The sequence below is a fragment of the Syntrophobacterales bacterium genome (genome assembly GCA_031274925.1).
Classification (GTDB): Bacteria; Desulfobacterota; Syntrophorhabdia; order Syntrophorhabdales; family Syntrophorhabdaceae; genus PNOM01.
Window position 1 is genome coordinate 70,249 of record JAISPL010000057.1, and the last position, 19,481, is coordinate 89,729.

Here is a 19,481-nt window from a genome sequence, read left to right on the forward strand (position 1 = left end):
AAAGGTATATACCAGATATTGACAGTATTTTCAAAAGAATGAATGGTTACCTTGAGTGAGCGTAACGCACGATCGGGGTCTCTGGGGTGGGGGAGGCGAAACGTTAATGAATAAGGGCGGTTATATTCATGACCCTCCGGTTGCATTCTTATATGGTCATTGACTCCGGCCAATAATTCTGATATCCTATGATAATTATTATGATAACGGAATCAGGCTGGAAGAGAAAATCCAGAGCGCATATAAAAGAGATATACCAATTTGCCGAGGCCTACAAGGTGTTCCTCGACGAAGCGAAGACCGAACGGGAGGCGGTGAGATTCATCGACCGGTTCCTCTCGGAGATTGGCTTCGGCAAAGCCTCTTTCAAGGGGAGAGTGTTCTTAAACCATAAGGGCAAAGCTGTTCTCGCTTTCGTCCCCGGGAAGGAGGACATGACCTCTGGCCTTAATATCATAGCCGCCCACATTGATGCGCCCCGCCTTGACCTCAAACAGAACCCCCTTTACGAAGATGTGGATCTTGCGCTACTACGCACCCATTATTACGGGGGGATCAAGAAGTACCAGTGGGTAGCCATGCCTCTCGCACTCCACGGGGTCGTGGTGAAAACCGATGGTACGGCCGTTGACATTGTGATCGGCGAAAAGGAGAACGATCCCGTATTTGCCATTGATGACCTCCTGCCCCATCTTTCCCGGAAGACACAGGATGAGAAGAGCCTCTCCGCGGGCATTGAGGGAGAGAAAATGACAGTCCTTTTTGGCAGTATCCCTCTTGTTGGCGAGGGGAAGGCAGGGATCAAGAGGGCCATACTCAAGATGCTGAGAGATATTTACGGCATCGTGGAAGAAGATTTCATCAGCGCGGAACTTGAAGTCGTGCCCGCTTTCAAGGCTAGGGATGTGGGCCTCGACAGAAGCCTGATCGGCGCCTACGGCCAGGATGACAGGTCGGCTGCATACGCCCTTCTACGGGCGGTTGCCGATGTTTCAAAGCCTGAGAAGGCCTGCCTCGCCCTGTTTGCAGACAAGGAAGAGATCGGCTCCGAAGGCAACACGGGCATGAAATCGAAAGTGCTTGAGGTGTTCCTTTATGATGTGCTTGAAGGAATGGGGATCAAAGCCGATGCGGCCACAACCGCGAGGATGCTCTTTTCATCAAGGGCCCTTTCCGCAGACGTAAATGCTGCCCTTAACCCCATGTACCAAGATGTCCACGAGAAACAGAACGCATGTTATCTCGGCCGGGGCATATGTATCTCAAAGTATACGGGCCATGGAGGCAAAGTAGGCGCAAGTGACGCCAATGCCGAATATATCGGCCATATAAGGAGAATATTTTCTCTTGAAGGCATCATCTGGCAGGCCGGAGAGCTTGGTAAAATTGATGAGGGGGGAGGTGGAACAGTGGCGAAGTACCTTGCCGAATACGGCATGGATACAATAGATTGTGGTCCTTCCCTCCTTGCGATGCATTCCCCTTTTGAAATATCAAGTAAACTCGATATACATGAAACATATAAAGCTTTCCTGGCTTTCTTTAAATCGTAATCATGGAGGCACACTATAATATGACGGAATTTGAAAATTTTGATATGCCTTTGATGCTACCCTTGCTTCCCGTCAGGGATATGGTGATGTATCCATCAGTAATTCTTCCGCTTTTTGTCGGAAGAGATATGTCCATAAATGCAGTCGAGAAATCTCTGTCCACGGACAGGCTGATCATCGTTACCGCACAGAAGGATCTGACCGACGAAGACCCTTTGCCGGAACGTATCTATTCGGTGGGCGTCGTTTCTCAAATCATGAGGATGCTTAGGTTGCCGGACGGCAGGGTGAAGGTGCTCATTCAAGGGATCAAGAAAGCCCGGATACTGGAGTACGTCCAGGAGACCCCTACGTTCCTCGTAAAAATCGAGTCCATTGAAGAACCCTTGATCACGGAGATTACCCTTGAGATTGAGGCGCTCATGCGATACGTGAAAGAAGAGATGGAAAAAGTGGTCTCCATGGGGAGGATGGTCCCACCAGATATTCTGATGGTCTTAGACACGATCGACGAGCCGGGAAAACTGGCCGATATCGCGGCGGCGAACCTTGGCCTCGCCGTGGACAAAGCCCAGGAAGTGCTCGAAATCGTCGATCCTGTGGAGCGGCTTAAGACGCTATCGGAAATACTGGGGAAAGAGATAGAGCTCCTCAATATGCAGGCCAAGATACTCTCCCAGGCCAAGGAGGAGATGTCCAAAACGCAGCGGGAATACTTCCTGAGGGAGCAGATGAAGGCGATCAGGACCGAGCTTGGAGAAGTAGACGAGCGAACCGAGGAGATTGAGGACCTGAGGAAAAAGATAAAAAAAGCCAAGATGCCCAAGGATGTGGAAAAGGAGGCGCGCAAGCAGCTTGAACGCCTCGACATGATGCATCCCGACGCCATTGAGTCCGCCATGCTCAGGACTTACATGGAATGGCTCGTGGACCTGCCCTGGAGCAAATCCACAAAAGATAACATTGATATCAAAAGGGCGAAGGAGGTACTAGATGAAGACCACTACGACCTTGAGAAAGTCAAAGAGCGGATTCTCGAATTCCTTAGTGTCATAAAACTGAAAGGCGAACTGAAGGGACCCATCCTCTGTCTCGTGGGACCTCCCGGAGTGGGCAAGACGTCTCTCGGCAAATCCATCGCAAAGGCGCTAGACAGGAAGTTCTCCCGTATATCCCTTGGGGGTATGAAGGATGAGGCGGAGATAAGGGGCCACAGGAGAACCTATGTGGGTTCCATGCCCGGGAGGATCATTCAGAGCCTTAAACAGGCAGGGACGAACAACCCTGTCTTTATGATGGATGAGATTGATAAGATCGGGTCCGATTTTCGAGGGGACCCTGCAAGCGCACTCCTTGAAGTCCTAGATCCCGAACAGAACTACGCCTTCAGCGACCGCTACCTCAATATCCCTTTCGATCTTTCGAAAGTGATGTTCATTACCACAGCCAACAGGACCGACACCATTCCTTCCGCGCTTTACGACAGAATGGAGACCATATACCTGCCCGGTTATACGGAAAGAGAGAAAGTTGCCATTGCCAAAAAATACCTCATTCCCAAGCAGATTCAGGAGAACGGCCTGAAAGAGAGGAGGCTCCGCATAGTGGACCACGCGGTAGAGAAAATTGTTGAGGAGTACACGAAAGAGGCTGGGTTACGGAACCTGGAACGGGAAGTGGCCGCTATAGCGCGGAAGGTGGCGAGGAAGATAGCCGAAGGAGACGAAAGAGACGTGGTGATAACGGTGAAGAATCTCCACTCCTACCTTGGTGTATCCAAATACCCGCCTGAATCTGGTATGGAATACGATACAGTCGGCGTTGCATGCGGCCTCGCATGGACGGAATCAGGGGGAGACTTGCTCTACATTGAGGCATCATGCAGAAAAGGGAAGAAGGATCTTACCCTTACGGGCAGCATGGGCGACGTAATGAAGGAGTCGGCCCAGGCAGCGCTCACCTATATCAAGTCAAAGGCGGAAGCGCTCGGTATCAGCAAAGAGATATTCGATACCTTGGAGGCGCACATTCACGTGCCCCAGGGGGCTATTCCGAAAGACGGTCCCTCTGCGGGGATCACCATGGCCGTCGCCCTCATAAGCGCCATGACGAACAGACCGCTCGACAGGAAGATTGCCATGACAGGCGAGATCACCCTGACAGGAAGAGTCCTGCCCATCGGGGGACTCAAGGAGAAGACCCTCGCGGCGCTCCGGGCGAACATGGAAAAAGTAATCATCCCTAAGGAAAACAAGCGGGATCTTTCCGAAATCCCGCACTATGTCAAAAAGAAATTGAAATTCCTTCCCGTGAAGGATATGGACGACGTGATCAAAATACTATTCGACCGCAACCAAAAGTAGGCCCCCTTCAAGACGGTGCCCCGGTCAGTTCGGAAGAAGACAATGTCGCTTATGCGGGAAGCTTCTTTTTACGACAAACTGGATGGCAAAAAAGTCCATTGCAGGCTTTGCAGACGCCATTGCAGATTGAGTGTAGGACAACAGGGGGTCTGCGGAGTCAGGGTCAACAGGCACGGCACTCTCTGCACCCTCGTCTACGCCAGGCCCTGTTCCACCCATGTGGACCCCATAGAGAAAAAACCCTTTTTCCATTTTTTCCCCGGTTCGAAAACATTCTCCATCGCAACAGTGGGCTGTAACTTCCGGTGCAGACATTGCCAGAATCACGAGATATCACAGATGCCCACCGATGCCAGGCGTATCATGGGGGAGAGAGTAGAGCCAGCCGAAGTGGTGGATATGGCGATACAGGCCGGCTGTAAAAGTATTTCGTACACCTACACCGAGCCCACCATTTTTTACGAATATGCTTTCCATATCGCGCGGTTGGCAAAAGAAAAGGGGCTATTCAATACCTTTGTCACAAACGGGTACACGGAGGAGGAACCGCTTAGAGCCATACGCCCTTATCTAGACGCCGCTAATATCGACCTGAAAGGATACGATAAAGAATTTTACAGGAAGGTCTGCAGGGCTGACCTGTCAAAGGTTATCAAAACGATTAGACTTTACAGGGCGCTGGGTATCTGGATGGAACTTACCACCCTTATTATCCCCGGATATAACGACAGTGAAGACGGATTGAGGGCGATCGCGCGGTTTATAGCAGGTGATCTGGGGCCCGATGTGCCCTGGCATGTGAGCGCCTTTTATCCCGCGTACAAACTTCCAGGTGTGCCGCGTACACCGCCCGAGACGCTTGTCTTGGCGCGTCAGATAGGTATTGACGAGGGCTTGAGATATGTCTATGTGTCTATGTGGGGAATGTGCCCGGTCTTGAAGGGGAGCACACATGCTGCCGCCAATGTAAAAAAGCGGTAATAAAGAGGCATGGGTATACCATGAGCGATTATCAAGTCCATGATGGCCTCTGCGCCTTCTGCGGAACGTCCTTAGACGGAGTAGGTCTCATTCACAAGCCGCAGGGAACCGGTTAATTCGAAATATTCCGCCCCAAACAACCTTCGCCGGCAGATCGTGAATTTTTTAATTTGACATAAGGTAAAAATAAGGGTAAGGTTTAGCCAAATTTATAATGGCATCAAGTGTTAATTGCGATAAAAAACCGTGATAACATGGAGTGAATAACAGAGTTTAGGCAATTCCTAACCTTGATGGTTGTGTTCAAAAATTTTAGCCAGGAGGTATAAATGAGCTTTCTGAAGAAGTACAATGTTGTCTCGATTCTGTTCAGCTTTGGCATCATGATGTTCATGCTCGCGACAAGAGCGTTCGCGGGCGAGGCGGACATCATCCTGCCGGATCTGACCAAGGTCTCCTTTGACGCGTTCGGCGGATTAAGCGGGATCTCAATCATGCATTTCGGTTTAATTATCTGTCTCGTAGGACTCGTCTTCGCTTGGGTCCAGGCCAAACAGACAAAAAACATGCCGGCCCACAAAGCCATGCTGGATGTCTCTGACATCATCTGGGAGACCTGTAAGTCCTATCTAGCACAACAAGGCAAGTTTCTGGTCATCCTGTGGGTCCTTATCGCAGCCTGTATGGTCTACTATTTCATGGGTCTCTCCCATGCGCCTATCGGTAACATGGTCATCATCCTCTTCTGCTCCATTCTGGGTATCCTGGGTTCTTATGGCGTAGCGTGGTTCGGCATGAGGATCAACACTTGGGCCAATGCACGCACCGCTTTTGCCGCCCTTAAGGGTAAACCGGTGGAAGTCGTCAATATTCCTCTTACCTCTGGCATGAGCGTCGGTCTCCTTCTGGTTTCCGTTGAGCTTTTCTTCATGATCCTGATTCTTGTATACTTAAAGGAACTGGCCGGCCCCTGCTTCATCGGGTTTGCCATCGGTGAGTCCTTGGGTGCCAGCGCACTCAGAATCGCCGGCGGTATCTTCACCAAGATTGCCGACATCGGTTCCGATCTCATGAAGATTGTATTCCACCTTCCTGAAGACGACCCGAAGAACCCCGGCGTTATCGCCGACTGTACGGGTGACAACGCAGGCGACAGCGTTGGTCCTACTGCTGATGGCTTCGAGACTTACGGCGTTACCGGTGTGGCCCTTATCGCCTTCCTTGCGCTCGCTCTCGCAGACAATCACGAAATGTCAGGCACACTGATCATCTGGATTTTCGCAATGCGTATCCTTATGATCCTCACATCCCTTGTTTCCTACTTTATCAACAGTTGCATCACTAAGGCCGTCTACGGCAACAAGAAAAAATTCGATTTCGAGCAGCCGCTTACGAACTTGGTATGGATTACTTCAGCAGTGTCTATTATCATTACCTTCTGGGCAAGCCATACGCTCCTCGGTGGTTTGACCCAGTACCCCGGACTCTGGTGGGCTTTGGCCGTCATCATTAGCTGCGGAACCATCGCAGGCGCCCTTATTCCTGAGTTCACGAAGGTCTTTACAAGCACAAAATCGCGGCACGTACAGGAAGTTACCGCTGCGGCACGCCACGGCGGCGCTTCTCTCAATATTCTCTCAGGGTTTGTGGCGGGCAACTTCTCAGCTTTCTGGGAAGGTCTCACGATCCTCGTTCTTATGCTCATTGCCTATCTGGTTTCGCAGCAGCCCGACGTTATCGCCATCATGCCGGCCAAGTTCTCCTTTGCGGCGCCGGTGTTTGCTTTCGGCCTCGTGGCATTCGGTTTCCTCGGCATGGGACCTGTGACGATTGCAGTCGACAGTTACGGCCCCGTCTCTGACAACGCCCAGTCCGTTTATGAGCTTTCACGGATCGAATCAATACCCAACGTAAAAGCGCAGATAAAGAAAGAATTTGGATTCGAGCCTGATTTCGAGAACGGGAAAGACTATCTCGAAGAGGCTGACGGTGCGGGCAATACGTTTAAAGCTACGGCAAAACCAGTGCTTATCGGTACTGCGGTCGTGGGAGCCACCACCATGGTGTTCGGTATCATCATCCTTCTTGAAAACATGTACGGTAGCGTCGTCGAGCATCTGAGTCTCGTCGACCCGAAGATAGTACTCGGCCTTCTCATGGGCGGTGCCACCATTTACTGGTTCACCGGCGCAGCCACACAGGCTGTTACCACGGGCGCGTATCGTGCGGTCGTCTTCATCAAGAAAAATATCAACCTCGACAAAGCAGAGGCTTCTATTGAGGACAGCAAAGAAGTTGTGAAGATCTGTACTCAGTATGCGCAGAAAGGTATGATCAACATCTTCATCGTTATCTTCTTCCTCGCCTTGGCCCTGGCATTTTTTAACCCGTATTTTTTCATCGGGTATCTTGTAGCCATCGCATTCTTCGGACTCTACCAGGCCATTTTCATGGCTAATGCCGGTGGAGCGTGGGATAATGCGAAGAAAATCGTCGAAGTCGACCTGAAAGAAAAGGGTACGCCGCTCCACGAAGCAACCGTCGTGGGTGACACGGTAGGCGATCCGTTTAAGGATACTTCTTCGGTTTCCATGAACCCTGTTATCAAGTTCACCACCCTGTTCGGACTGCTCGCCACGGAAATAGCGGTCACCATGCAGTCTCAGGGAGTAAAGACGGCCATAGGCGTAGTATTCCTCTTCATCGCCCTTATCTTTGTGTACCGTTCTTTCTACAGCATGAGAATCGGCGAAGAACAGCTTTAGTTTATAATCTGTATCAAGCGTAAGACATTGTGGCGGGCGCCCTTCGGGGCGCCCTGTTTTTTTCACAGGGTATCGTGCCGGATATATTTCTGCCGGCTTCGGTCCTAACTAGCCGAGACCCAGCGAAATTTCCAATCTGGGGAAATTGACAGGAAATGGAGGGCGGTTGCGGAGCAGTTCCACCGGACAGAAGAGTGAGTAAGAAAAGACAGATAGTTTGTCATAAGCACGGCAAGCGGGCAGCTCTCACTATTGACGTAAAAAAACGTACAAAGTGGCAATATAAAGGGTGATTCTAAGTTTCCATGCTAAGCGTTACTGTGTAATGTGAAAATAGCAGGCTCTTACATTAGGAAAGTATCATGGGACGGATTCTTATACCCCTTGGAGAACATTTGGCCGATGAGTTGTATGGCTCTCAATATGAGCGTGAACTCATACGCAAAGGAATTGTGGGTGTACCGACAAGACTGACCCAACTCATTGCAAAAGACGCGGAATTTTGAGAGGTACCATATTACGCCTCGGCAAGTGTTTTTGGAACGGGACCTGATACCGGATATTTGGATGAACCTGCAGAAGAACTATGGACTCAAACTCGCGGAAAGTAAAATATGGTACGATTAAGCTTGGAAGATTTACAGGTGACCCAAACCACTTCAATGTGGGACTAAACTCAGGCTCATGTGTTCTGGCTCAGGATGGCGGTATACGCGTGAAGTCTTTTCAGGAGCATCTCCTTACCCGCACCCCCATGTATGAAATCCCAGGGAAAGGTCTCATTTTCCGCCCTTTCCCGGAGTACATAGAAATTCAGGTTTAACGGACTCTCCCGAAGCTCTTTGGCGAAGCTCTCGCATGAGGCGAGTCTCCGGATCATCCATGAGAGCCTTCTGTCTCCTCTGGCGAGTATTCCTTGCAGGATGCTGAATTTTACTGACTCGTGAGTATAGAAGGTATTGTCCACTTTTCCTAAAATTTTCTTTAGTCTTGCGAGTTTTGATTTGAGCGTGGCCAAATCGTCCATGGGGAGCCACTGAAAAGGGGTGGAGGGTTTGGGCACAAAGGGACTTGCATGTACCGTGATACTTCCCACAACTCCTTTTTTTGCTCCCGCCCTGATCATAATATGCTTCAGTTGTTTTGTCAGGCTTCCGATGGCGTCCACGTCCTCCATGGACTCACCGTAAAGACCTACCATGAAATAGAGCTTCAGGTTGAAAGGCTTTATGGAGAGAATAGCCTCTATTTTGTCGAAGATTTGCTCATCAGACAGAGGCTTTCCGATTGAGCGGCGCAGTCTCTCCGTTGCAGCCTCGATTCCGAAGGTGAGGGTCTTGATATCATCCTTGATGAGTTCTATGACAGAAAGGGGCACTGCGTCCATCCGGAGGGATGGGAGATGGGGGGTCATGCCTCTTTCCTTGAGGTCTTTGAGCAGGGAGACAAGATGAGGATGGAAGGAGACGCCGCCCCCGATGAGACCTACATCCTTAACCGGTGCCTTAAAGTCAGACAGGTCATCGTGGGTGAAGTTATACGAGTGCCCGAGAAGACAGAACGGACAACGGGAAGGACAACCCCGCGTTCCCTCGACGAGGAACATGTCGGAAAATTCCGTGGCGTTGCTGATGACCGCTGAAGCGCCGAGAGTTTTGCCTTTGAATCTTCTTATTTTTACGTTGAAACCGGAGGGCGCGAAGGATTCTACTGTCCCGTGTTCTCCATAGGATACGCTGAGCTTCCTGGGGTCGTATACGAAATCGAAGGAGCCGATCTGATCCAGCACATCAGCCCTCTTCCCGCCTCTTTGCTCCCGGTAGACCTCCATGAAGGAGGGAAGGGTAGCCTCCGCGTCGCCCATGATGAAGAGGTCTATGAACTGGTGAAGCGGTTCCGGGTTGGACGTAACGCACAAGCCCCCTGCCACAACGACGGGTTCTCCATCCTTTCGTTCTTCCGACAGGACGGAGATAGACGACCCGGCGAGCATCCGTGGCACGCTGATATAATCAAGTTCAAAGGAAAGGGTGATGAAGATGATTTCGAAGGCCGAAAGAGGCCTGCTGCTTTCCACGGAGAGAAACCGGCCATCCTCTCCGGTAAAACACCTCTCACATACCACATCGGGCATGTCATTTAAGATTTTATAAAGGATATGGATGGCGAGGTTCGACATCCCGATATAGTAGGAGTTGGGAAACACCACACATACCGGGATCTTCCCATGCCATTTTTTTATTGTTACACCCCGCTCCCGGGACGCTTCTTTTTTCTTTATCAACCTCTTCTCTGTATATTATAGTGCATGGGCTTTATATTTTCAGTCCGCCTGTTTCCTTAAAAAGGTCGGTACATCGTACCTGTCATCGTCGATATCTATACGCTCGTTCTTTCCTTTTATATCCTTATATTCCACTGCCACTTTCTTCTTCATGAAGGGCGGCATATCCTCGTCGTCAAAGAGTCTGCTCCCCAGTTTCAGCGACTCAACCTTCCCGTCTTGATCCCGCCCCGCTATCTGTTCTTCAAAGCCTGTGGCAATAACGGTAATCCGGATATTATCGTTCATATTATCGTCAAATACGAGACCCCAAATAACCTTTGCATCCTCGTGAGCCTGTTCCTGGATCAGGGTAGAGGCCTCATGGACTTCGTGTAGCTTCATGTCCGTATTGCCTGTCACGTTTATCAATACCCCGCGGGCGCCGTGAATTGATATATCCTCAAGCAGAGGACTCGATATGGCTTTTTGCGCTGCTTCCTTGGCCCGGTTTTCTCCTGATGCCATGCCTACTCCCATGATTGCCATACCCCTTTCGCTCATTATGGTCTTTACATCCGCAAAATCGACCACGACATGCCCTGAGCCGACGATGAGATCGGAGATGCTTCTCACTGCGTTTAAGAGGACTTCATCCGCTTTGAGAAAGGCTTCCATGATGGTCATATGCTTACCGCCTATGGAGAGGAGTCTCTGGTTAGGGATGGTGATCAGAGAGTCAACCCTGGTCTTGAGCTGTCCCACGCCGTATTCCGCCTGTTTCATCCTGTCCCTTGCCTCAAAGGCAAACGGTTTTGTTGCAATTGCCACGGTGAGTGCGCCCAGTTCTTTTGAAATCTCGGCAATGACGGAGGATGCCCCGGTGCCGGTGCCCCCTCCCAGACCGCAGGTAATAAATACCATGTCCGCGCCCTGCAAGTGGTCCCTTATCTTATCCACGTCCTCAAGGGCCGCTTTCTTGCCTATCTCCGGGTCGGCACCTGCACCTAGGCCCCGGGTGAGTTTCTGTCCTATCTGGATTTTGAGGGGCGCTTTGCACATGGCCAACGATTTCACGTCTGTGTTGACGGCGATAAACTCCACCCCCTGCACGTTCGTTTCGACCATGTTGTTTAGAGCGTTGCAGCCGCCTCCGCCCACGCCGACAACTTTCAGTTTTGCTGAAAAACCGTTTGTTTCATCCATATAAAACGCTGTGTTCACCGCGTACCTCCTCAAAAGATTTCTTTAAACCAACCTCTCATCTTGTCAAGTAATTGTCTGCTGTTTATCATCTTCCCAAACTCTCTGACGGGATAGAATCCCTGTTTTTTCACCTTCCCTGCCTTGAATCCGTGTAGGAGAAGACCGACTCCTGTGGCATATATGGGGTTATTCACCACATCGACAAGCCCCCCGACGCCAATGGGATAGCCTCTGCGTGCCGGAAGATTGAAGATGCCTTCCACATACTCTGGCAGTCCCTCCAGGTTTGAACATCCCCCGGTGAGCACCACGCCCGATGCGAGAAGTTTCTCGGAACCCGATTTCCGTATCTCTTCGTAAATAACGGATGCTATTTCCTCTACCCGGGGCTCTATGATGTCCGCAAGAGTCTTGCGCATGAGGGTCCGGGGTTTCCTCCCCCCCACGCTCGGCACGTCGATCGTTTCATTTGCCCCGATCACATCCGAGGATGCGCACCCGTATTTTTTCTTTATTTTTTCCGCCTCCTCAAGTGGAGTGCGAAGGCCGATCGCGATGTCGTTGGTAATATTGTTTCCCCCGAAGGGCAGAACGGATGTGTATTTTATGCTCCCATTCGAGAAGACGGCGATGTCGCTTGTGCCGCCGCCCATATCCACCAGGGCTACTCCGATCTCCTTTTCTTCCGCCGTGAGCGTTGCCTCGGAGGAAGCAATCTGGGCAAGGACGATTTCCTGGACGGTGAGTCCTGCGAGCTTGCAGCACCGCATTATATTCTGGGCCGACGAGACGCTCCCGGTAATAATGTGAACCTTGACCTCAAGCCTCACGCCCGATATGCCTGTTGGATCCCATATCCCGTCCTGGTCATCTACAATAAACTCTTGAGGAATTACGTGAATAAGCTCCCGGTCCGCAGGTATGGCGACTGCCTTGGCCGCATCAATCGCCCTGGTTATATCGTCCGCTTTGACTTCCTTATCCTTGATCGCCACGACCCCGTTGCTGTTGAAACTCTTTATATGGGGTCCGGCAATGCCGGCGAGACAACCTTCGATCTTTACCCCCGCCATAAGCTCGGCTTCCTCGACAGCCTTTTTGATGGAATTGACGGTGCTGTCCATGTTGACGACCACGCCTTTTCGGAGGCCGGTGGAAGGGTAGGATCCGATCCCGATGACATTGATCTTGTCTTCTATGACCCGGGCCACGACAACGCAGATCTTCGTGGTTCCAACGTCAAGGCCTACAAGGAGCCCTCCTTCCTCTTTCAGCATATCAACCCTTCCTTTCCTGGATTATGGCACCCTTCTCAAACCGCGCATCTATGCATTTTATCAGGAGCCCTCTTTTTTTGGCATCCTCAAAAACCGTGACCGCCCTTTTCAGCCTCTTGTCCTGATCCTCTTTTCCAAGGATGATCTCCACGCCGCTTTCAAGGCCAAAAAGAGTGATGCTTCCTTCATTGTAGTAAATCTCGGAAAGACTCTCTTTCTTTAGCAATCCCCCTTTAATCCAAGAGCTTACCTCACGGTAGACGCTTTTCACATCGCCTTTGTCACGGGCATTTATAATAAAGAGGCCCTTCCCATCTCCTTTTATGAGTCCTCTGTAAGGTTCTCCGTCCTCATCAAGTACGTGTATATTCCCTCCGCCGTCCACCCACAGGGCACAGGGCTTCTTTTCCTTCACGTCGATAAGGATGGAAAAGGGGTACATGCGTTTGACACTCACCTTTTTCACGAAAGGATGGGACGCGATCATCTCTTTCATTTTCGCCGCATCTATTTTGAGAAGACTTTCCCTGAGTAAAGGAGATATTTTGTTCATTATATCCGCTTCTCCTAATTGTTGCACACCGCTTATCCTGACGTTCTTGAGAAAAAATATAGGTTCATCCTTCGAAAAAAGATAGATGAGGGTCAGAACCGACAAAGCGCATACTGGTATAAGGAAAAGCATGGAGAGTATCTTTTTCATATCTTCAGTGCGGCCCCCAGCAAAATTTCCTCCACGAGACCGTCAAAGGTTCCTCCGAGATTGATCCATGCCTTCGGTACGAGGGAGTTTTCCGTCATGCCCGGCGACGTGTTTATATCAATTACCATGGGCACTTCGTTTTCGATAAGCATGTCAATCCTCACAGAACCTGCTAGATCAAAGACTCCGCATACTTTAAGAGCCGTATCAACAGACCTCTTTTCCGCCGTCTCACTGACGGGTGCTGGGACGATGTATTCCGTCATACCCTTCGTATATTTCGCCTTGAAATCATAGAACCCGCTCGCCGGCCTCACCTCTATCGTCGGAAGGGCCTGGCCGTTCACCACCGCCACAGTGATCTCCGGGCCTTTCACAAACTTTTCCACCAACACCTTTTTGTCATATCGAAATGCGGTCTCCAGGGCATCATTCTTTTGAGAGTCCTCCCGGACAACGGAGATGCCTATGGTCGAGCCTTCGTTTGCGGGCTTCACCACAAAGGGGAGCGGGAAATCCACCGCATCTCCACGGGTTGCCACCGCATAGTCCGGTGTGGGAAGCCCAATACCTGAAAGAATGAGTTTCATAGCGATCTTGTCCATGGCGGTCGAGGATCCGAGAACGCCAGGACCTGTGTAGGGAATGCCCATAATCTCGAGAAGTCCCTGGACCGTGCCGTCTTCGCCCCACTTCCCATGAAGGGCAATATAGGCCACCTCGATTTTCTCATCCGTCAGCCTTTCAATCAAGCCTGAGGCCGGATCGATTGCCGATACGTGATAGCCCTTTCTTCGGAGCGCCTCCATGACGGCGTTGCCGCTCTGCAATGAAATCTCGCGCTCGGATGACCTGCCTCCCATGAGGACGCCTATTTTTTTCTGTTTCATGTGAACTTTATCCATCAAACCCCCAGAGTTCCACCTCTTCTTCAAGAGAGACGCCCTGTTTTTCGTAAACCTCAATCTTTACCTTATCTATAAGCGTCTTTATATCAGCCGCTGTCGCATTGCCGAGATTGATGATAAAATTAGCATGTTTCTCTGAAACCTGGGCGTCGCCGGCTCTCACGCCCTTCAACCCTGCCTGTTCAATGAACTTCCAGGCAGGCTCTCCTTCCACACTCTTGAACACGGAACCGGAGGAAGGGTACTCCATAGGGTGCTTCCTCCTCCTCTCTTCGTACACGTAGTCCATATCCTTTATGATTTCGGCCCTGTCCTTCGCCGTGAGAAAAAACCGGGCACCAAGCACGCACTGGGAAGACTTTATCGGAGAGTTCCTGTATCCGAACCCGTCTCCCGTATCCGCCGTGGATTCCTTTACATCCGTCCGGTCCACCAGCCTTACTTCCTTCAATGTATCCGATACGACGGACCCGAAACTGCCCGCGTTCATTTTTACGGCGCCTCCTACAGTACCTGGTATACCGAATAGTTTTTCGAGGCCTGAGAGTCCGCGCTTCGTGTTCTCCTGTATGAACTGCGTAAGAGAAAGTCCGCCTGAGACTTCAGCCATTACGCCATCCCCGGCTTTCAGGTATCTCATATGCTTCATTTCCGTTGTCCTGATGAGGGCTTCGTCCAGGCCCTTGTCATGGACTATAATATTCGTCCCATTCCCCATGAACCTCGATTTGATCCCCTCACTATTCAGTCTATTCAATATGGTAATCAGATCTTCCTCGTCAGAAGGATACACGAGGAATCTCGCCGATCCCCCAACCTTCATGGAGGTATACCGTTTCATGGGGATGTCCGTCATTATGGTCCCCTTCACTCCTTTCCAGTCCATACGGATTTGAGCCTTTCATCGATTTTGTTCACATCGCCGGCGCCAAGGGTGATTACCACATCGCCTGGCTTCGCATTCTGTAATACCAGCTCGGCTGCGTCCTCTTTTGATGGAGCGAACATTACATTTTTGTGTCCGCTGGCCTTAATTTTCTCTGCAAGGATATATCCAGAGACCCCTTCTATCTTCTCTTCCGATGCGGCGTATATCTCCGTGACGATAAGAAGGTCGGCTTCGTTGAAGGAGGTGACGAACTCGTCCATAAGGGCACTGGTCCTGGTATATCTGTGAGGCTGGAAGATCACCACTACCCTGCCTTTCCACATGCTCCTCACGGCGGAGAGCGTGGCCCTTATCTCTGTCGGGTGATGACCGTAATCGTCTATGAGTTTGATGCTACCGTCCCACTTTACTTCGAGTCTTCTCTGTATGCCGGAGAAATCTTTCAGGGCGTCCCTGATGGCTTCGAAAGGAATATCAAGCTCAATGGCCACGCCGATTGCGGCCAGCGTGTTCCTCACATTATGGATACCTGGCAGGGTAAGGCTGATGTCTCCGAGTCCATACTCCCTGTAAATGACTTTGAACGTGGTCTGAAAGCCGTTATAAGTAATGTTTTCAGCCCTGAGATCGGCCTGTTTCGAGAGTCCGTAGGTCATATATCGCCTCTTTAAGGACGGGATCAGGCTCTGGAGATTGGCGTTGTCGATACAGATGATGTCGAGGCCGTAGAAGGGCACCTTGTTCAGGAATGTCAGGAACGCTGACTTTATCTCGGTTATATCTTTGTAGAAATCAAGATGTTCCAGATCAATGTTGGTTACCACCGCAATAGTGGGGAAAAGGAGAAGGAATGTGCCGTCGCTCTCATCGGCCTCCGCCACGAGATATTTACTATCGCCGAGTTTCGCGTTGCTGCCAAGGCTTTTCAGTTTCCCTCCGATTACGCATGTGGGATCTATTCCCGCATAGCCGAGAATGGAAGAGACAAGGGATGTGGTCGTGGTCTTGCCGTGAGCGCCTGCTACCGCGATACTGTATTTCATCCTCATGAGTTCCGCGAGCATCTCGGCCCTCTGTATCACCGGCACGAACTGTTCTCTCGCCTTCAGGACCTCCGGGTTATCGGTCTTTACCGCCGACGAGACTACCACTACGTCCGCGTCTTCGACATTTTCTACCCTGTGACCCTGAAATATCCGTGCTCCCATGCGTTCCAGTCTTTCCGTTGTATCCGTTTTCCTGAGATCCGAACCCGTCACCTTGAAGCCGAGATTAAGGAGCACCTCTGCGATGCCGCTCATCCCTATTCCGCCTATACCGACAAAATGTATCTTATCTATCTTATGAAATACCATGAAACATCCCCCTGATGATCCTTTCTGCCGAATCTTCTATATAAATTTTTCCTATGTTTTCTCCCATCTTTGCGATCAGCCCCGGTTCGCGCATCAGATGGAGCGCCACCTCGTAGAGCCGCTCCCCTGTCGCCTCATCGTCTGCGATTACATATCCTCCCCCCTCATTCTCCACACACTGGGCGTTTTTCCATTGGTGGCCCCCTGCGGAATAGGGATAGGGGATCATGATCGCCGCTTTTTTGAAGAAGGCCAGCTCGAATATGGTGCTTGCCCCGGCCCGTGATATCACTACGTCGGACAGGCCATAATACTTTTCCATCGTGTCTGTAAAAGGGAAGATCTCGTGACGAACGCTGCTCTTGCCGTATGCTTCCCTGATACGCTCAAAGTCTTGGGGTCCTGTCTGATGATACAGGATTACGTTATGGTGATTTTCCATGTAAGGGAGCATGGCGATGATCGCTTCATTGATGCTTCTTGCGCCTCTGCTACCTCCGAAGACGAATATACCGAACGTCTTTTCATCCTTTGCCATGCCGGACTTTGTGAGTCCTTTTCTCATGGGATTTCCTGTATGGGATACCCTTTTTGTTTTGAGATAGCTCTTAGTCTCGTCGAAACTTATGAACGTCCATTTTACGAACCAGGAGAGTATCTTATTCGCAAGTCCCGGCTGCACGTTCTGCTCATGGATGAAACTTGGCACCCCAAGGATGACTGCAGCGAGAACGACGGGCACGGAAGTAAATCCTCCCATTCCCAGGACCGCATCCGGTTTCTCTCTTTTTATCATTGCCATGGCGACAAATACACCCGTGATCACGCTTATAAGGGTCGAAAACTTCTTCAAAGCCGACTGCCCGAGGAACTGTTTCGCTTTTATATAGAGAATTCTGAATCCACGCTTCGGGATGATGCTGCTCTCCATACCGTAAGGGGTGCCAATAAATACCGCTTCATTCCCCCGGTCCAGACCTGTAAAAGCTTCCGCCACCGCAATGCCAGGAAATATGTGACCACCTGTACCTCCCGCTGAAATGAAAAGTTTCATATCCGGCCTCCCCCTCCCTTCAACATGATCCCCATGAGGGGCGCAAGGATAATGAGGGTGATTACGGGCTGGTAAAGGAGTCCTGCCGACATCCTGAACCCGAGGACGAAAAGGATGTCTACTGCCACGTAAATAAATCCGAAAAAAGCCAGCATTTTTAATGCTCCGGGTTTTTTCAGGAACCCCATGAAACTGAAGGCAAGCATGGTGAATGTGACCGCCAGTAGGAGGTATTTATCCATACTGCCCATGGGTAACCCGGCGCAGGTAATGGCCGTCTTCTTTATGAGAAGGTAGACGAGAATACCCAAGGCATAACAGCCCATGAGAATGGAAAGACGCCCCCTCTCCATGATGAAGAGGAAAAGGATAATAGCGGCGGACATGGCGATGAGTAAGAGAGGTCTTCCCAGAAGGAAAAGATTGAAGCATACGGAAAGAAAGAGTATCGACAGGGCAGTTGCTTCTTTGTGCAGCCCATTGTCCTTTTCCCACATAGAGACAAGGTAAAATGCGATCCCGTAAAAGGAGAGAAGCATAGTCACCGGCTCAACGACGGGCTGTTTGCGGATCGACGGATAGAAGAAGAATGTTGCTGTCGCGAGAAGGGAGAGGGCGATCACGGGGTACTTCATGGCAAGTATATAAGGCCCTGGAATACGCCCGATAAGATAGCAGGAAGCAAGACCGGCAAATATGAGAAGGGTCTTGACAAGGGTAAACTCTCGGAAAATGCCATAAAGGAGCAAAGCAGCAAGTATGTAAATCGTCACCTTCTTCATAGCGATTCCACAATCCTCTTGAAAATATTGCCTCGTTCTTTGTAATCACGGAACATGTCAAAACTTGAGCACATGGGGGAGAAGAGAACGCTGTCACCTCTGTCCGCCACGGCGAGAGCCCGTTCCACCGCACCAGTAAGGTCTTCTTCCATATACGTCACGGTAAACCCGCTCAATTCTTCCGCGATTTTCTCTTTTGCCTCTCCTATCAGGATCATGGCCTTTATCTTACCCATAAGACCGGCAACAGTCTGGTAACTCCCCCCTTTGTCTTTGCCCCCCGCGATGAGGATTACATTTGAATCCATGCTCTCAATTGCTCTTTTTGCGGCATCAACGTTCGTGGCTTTCGAGTCATTATAGAACGTGATCCCCTTGAGCGTCCTCACGGGTTCTACCCTATGGGCCAGTCCTGTAAAACCGCTCACTACTTCCTCTACGGCGTCCTGTTCTATATTGTGCGCGTGGGCAACGATAAGGGCAGCCAGGATATTCTCCGTATTATGAATGCCTACAAGGCGCGATAAAGCCCTTTTGTAGAGAAATTCCTCTCCTTTTATGCGCACATGCATGGTGTCCCCTTCCAGGAAGGCACCTTCTTCCAAGGGCTCTTTGGCGGAGAAAAAGTACGTCCGGGCCTTCACCAGGTCCTTGACAGGGAGACCTTTTCCTATGATCGCATAGTCCGATTCGGTGCTGTTCTCGAAAATCCTGTATTTCGCCCTGATGTATTCATCATAACTTCGGTATCTGTCGAGATGGTCTTCCGTGATATTGAGGAGGACCGCCGTCCCCGGATGAAACGTATTGATTGTCTCGAGTTGAAAACTGCTCACTTCCAGGATAATATATGGCGCCTTTTTCCCTTCCCTCACGTAATTTATGAAGGGATTTCCGATATTTCCTCCCACGAAGACGCCGGGATAGACCTTCTCGAAAATTTCCCCTATGAGGGTCGTGGTAGTGGTCTTTCCGTTAGTGCCAGTTATGGTGATGATCGGTTCATCCACGAAGCGAGCCGCAAGCTCCAACTCTCCTATCACCGGTATACCTTTCCCCCTTGCCTCTCTGAGAAATGGTTCCTCACTGTCGATGCCGGGACTTATGACGATCATGGGAAAGGACAGAAAGAGATCCCTGTCGTGGCCGCCGAAAATACCCTTGAATTTGACCCCATTCAATGCCGCGAGGGACTCATTCAGGTCTTCTTCACGCTTCGCGTCGGTGACGGCAACCCGTTTTCCCATCCCGGCTAGGAATCTGGTAAGGGCAATGCCCGTCTTGCCGAGGCCTGCAATCAATATATCATCAGGCAAGTCCATTTCCTTCTCTTTAATCTTAAACATCTTTTTCCCTGCCGTTGTCTCCATATCGGCTGCCAT

General features: G+C 50.6%; 15 protein-coding genes. 5 read left to right on the plus strand and 10 right to left on the minus strand.

Going from position 1 to position 19,481, the window contains the following annotated elements; genetic code table 11:
- The first annotated feature begins 188 nt into the window (after positions 1 to 188).
- The 5 genes from LBQ00_09630 (at position 189) to LBQ00_09650 (ending at position 8,168) form a co-directional block, all read left to right on the plus strand.
- Positions 189 to 1,553, plus strand: coding sequence for an aminopeptidase (locus LBQ00_09630; protein MDR2019097.1), 1,365 nt, complete (start codon positions 189 to 191; stop codon positions 1,551 to 1,553).
- Between the two features lie 20 nt (positions 1,554 to 1,573).
- Positions 1,574 to 3,916: an endopeptidase La gene (gene lon, locus LBQ00_09635; GenBank protein ID MDR2019098.1), complete on the plus strand. Its 2,343-nt coding sequence runs from the start codon at positions 1,574 to 1,576 to the stop codon at positions 3,914 to 3,916.
- A gap of 42 nt (positions 3,917 to 3,958) precedes the next feature.
- Complete coding sequence (amrS, locus tag LBQ00_09640; GenBank protein MDR2019099.1) at positions 3,959 to 4,897, plus strand: AmmeMemoRadiSam system radical SAM enzyme; 939 nt, start codon at positions 3,959 to 3,961, stop codon at positions 4,895 to 4,897.
- Between the two features lie 329 nt (positions 4,898 to 5,226).
- Positions 5,227 to 7,662 (plus strand): sodium-translocating pyrophosphatase, encoded by a 2,436-nt coding sequence (locus LBQ00_09645; GenBank protein MDR2019100.1) that lies wholly within the window; start codon positions 5,227 to 5,229, stop codon positions 7,660 to 7,662.
- 362 nt (positions 7,663 to 8,024) lie between these two features.
- Positions 8,025 to 8,168, plus strand: coding sequence for a hypothetical protein (locus tag LBQ00_09650; protein ID MDR2019101.1), 144 nt, complete (start codon positions 8,025 to 8,027; stop codon positions 8,166 to 8,168).
- A 176-nt stretch (positions 8,169 to 8,344) separates the two neighbouring features.
- On the opposite strand, the gene LBQ00_09655 is transcribed toward LBQ00_09650, so the two are convergent.
- The 10 genes from LBQ00_09655 to murD are packed head-to-tail and all read right to left on the minus strand — an operon-like array spanning position 8,345 to position 19,469.
- Positions 8,345 to 9,946, minus strand: coding sequence for a B12-binding domain-containing radical SAM protein (locus tag LBQ00_09655; GenBank protein ID MDR2019102.1), 1,602 nt, complete (start codon positions 9,944 to 9,946; stop codon positions 8,345 to 8,347).
- Positions 9,947 to 9,985: 39 nt separating this feature from the next.
- Positions 9,986 to 11,149: a cell division protein FtsZ gene (gene ftsZ, locus LBQ00_09660; protein MDR2019103.1), complete on the minus strand. Its 1,164-nt coding sequence runs from the start codon at positions 11,147 to 11,149 to the stop codon at positions 9,986 to 9,988.
- An 11-nt stretch (positions 11,150 to 11,160) separates the two neighbouring features.
- On the minus strand, positions 11,161 to 12,408 hold the full coding sequence (ftsA, locus tag LBQ00_09665) for a cell division protein FtsA (protein ID MDR2019104.1): 1,248 nt from the start codon (positions 12,406 to 12,408) through the stop codon (positions 11,161 to 11,163).
- A 1-nt stretch (position 12,409) separates the two neighbouring features.
- A complete protein-coding gene (locus LBQ00_09670; GenBank protein ID MDR2019105.1) occupies positions 12,410 to 13,111 on the minus strand; it encodes an FtsQ-type POTRA domain-containing protein in 702 nt (233 codons plus the stop codon).
- On the minus strand, positions 13,108 to 14,016 hold the full coding sequence (locus tag LBQ00_09675; protein ID MDR2019106.1) for a D-alanine--D-alanine ligase: 909 nt from the start codon (positions 14,014 to 14,016) through the stop codon (positions 13,108 to 13,110). Before LBQ00_09675 ends, LBQ00_09670 begins: the two co-directional genes overlap by 4 nt.
- Complete coding sequence (gene murB / locus LBQ00_09680; GenBank protein MDR2019107.1) at positions 14,009 to 14,905, minus strand: UDP-N-acetylmuramate dehydrogenase; 897 nt, start codon at positions 14,903 to 14,905, stop codon at positions 14,009 to 14,011. The genes LBQ00_09675 and murB overlap by 8 nt, the downstream gene beginning before the upstream one ends.
- Complete coding sequence (gene murC, locus LBQ00_09685) at positions 14,887 to 16,263, minus strand: UDP-N-acetylmuramate--L-alanine ligase (GenBank protein ID MDR2019108.1); 1,377 nt, start codon at positions 16,261 to 16,263, stop codon at positions 14,887 to 14,889. The genes murB and murC overlap by 19 nt, the downstream gene beginning before the upstream one ends.
- Entirely contained in the window at positions 16,250 to 17,317 is a 1,068-nt protein-coding gene (gene murG / locus LBQ00_09690) for an undecaprenyldiphospho-muramoylpentapeptide beta-N-acetylglucosaminyltransferase (protein MDR2019109.1), read from the minus strand. Before murG ends, murC begins: the two co-directional genes overlap by 14 nt.
- Positions 17,314 to 18,099, minus strand: coding sequence for a hypothetical protein (locus LBQ00_09695; GenBank protein ID MDR2019110.1), 786 nt, complete (start codon positions 18,097 to 18,099; stop codon positions 17,314 to 17,316). The genes murG and LBQ00_09695 overlap by 4 nt, the downstream gene beginning before the upstream one ends.
- Positions 18,096 to 19,469 (minus strand): UDP-N-acetylmuramoyl-L-alanine--D-glutamate ligase, encoded by a 1,374-nt coding sequence (gene murD / locus LBQ00_09700; protein MDR2019111.1) that lies wholly within the window; start codon positions 19,467 to 19,469, stop codon positions 18,096 to 18,098. The genes LBQ00_09695 and murD overlap by 4 nt, the downstream gene beginning before the upstream one ends.
- Positions 19,470 to 19,481: the final 12 nt, after the last annotated feature.

Bases quoted from the DNA above. Each gene is read 5' to 3' on its own strand.
- LBQ00_09630 (MDR2019097.1), top strand. From the start codon at position 189: ATGATAATTATTATGATAACGGAATCAGGCTGGAAGAGAAAATCCAGA.
- lon (MDR2019098.1), top strand. From the start codon at position 1,574: ATGACGGAATTTGAAAATTTTGATATGCCTTTGATGCTACCCTTGCTT.
- amrS (MDR2019099.1), top strand. From the start codon at position 3,959: ATGTCGCTTATGCGGGAAGCTTCTTTTTACGACAAACTGGATGGCAAA.
- LBQ00_09645 (MDR2019100.1), top strand. From the start codon at position 5,227: ATGAGCTTTCTGAAGAAGTACAATGTTGTCTCGATTCTGTTCAGCTTT.
- LBQ00_09650 (MDR2019101.1), top strand. From the start codon at position 8,025: ATGGGACGGATTCTTATACCCCTTGGAGAACATTTGGCCGATGAGTTG.
- ftsA (MDR2019104.1), bottom strand. From the start codon at position 12,408: ATGCTGAAAGAGGAAGGAGGGCTCCTTGTAGGCCTTGACGTTGGAACC.
- LBQ00_09670 (MDR2019105.1), bottom strand. From the start codon at position 13,111: ATGAAAAAGATACTCTCCATGCTTTTCCTTATACCAGTATGCGCTTTG.
- LBQ00_09675 (MDR2019106.1), bottom strand. From the start codon at position 14,016: ATGGATAAAGTTCACATGAAACAGAAAAAAATAGGCGTCCTCATGGGA.
- murB (MDR2019107.1), bottom strand. From the start codon at position 14,905: ATGGACTGGAAAGGAGTGAAGGGGACCATAATGACGGACATCCCCATG.
- murC (MDR2019108.1), bottom strand. From the start codon at position 16,263: ATGGTATTTCATAAGATAGATAAGATACATTTTGTCGGTATAGGCGGA.
- murG (MDR2019109.1), bottom strand. From the start codon at position 17,317: ATGAAACTTTTCATTTCAGCGGGAGGTACAGGTGGTCACATATTTCCT.
- LBQ00_09695 (MDR2019110.1), bottom strand. From the start codon at position 18,099: ATGAAGAAGGTGACGATTTACATACTTGCTGCTTTGCTCCTTTATGGC.
- murD (MDR2019111.1), bottom strand. From the start codon at position 19,469: ATGGAGACAACGGCAGGGAAAAAGATGTTTAAGATTAAAGAGAAGGAA.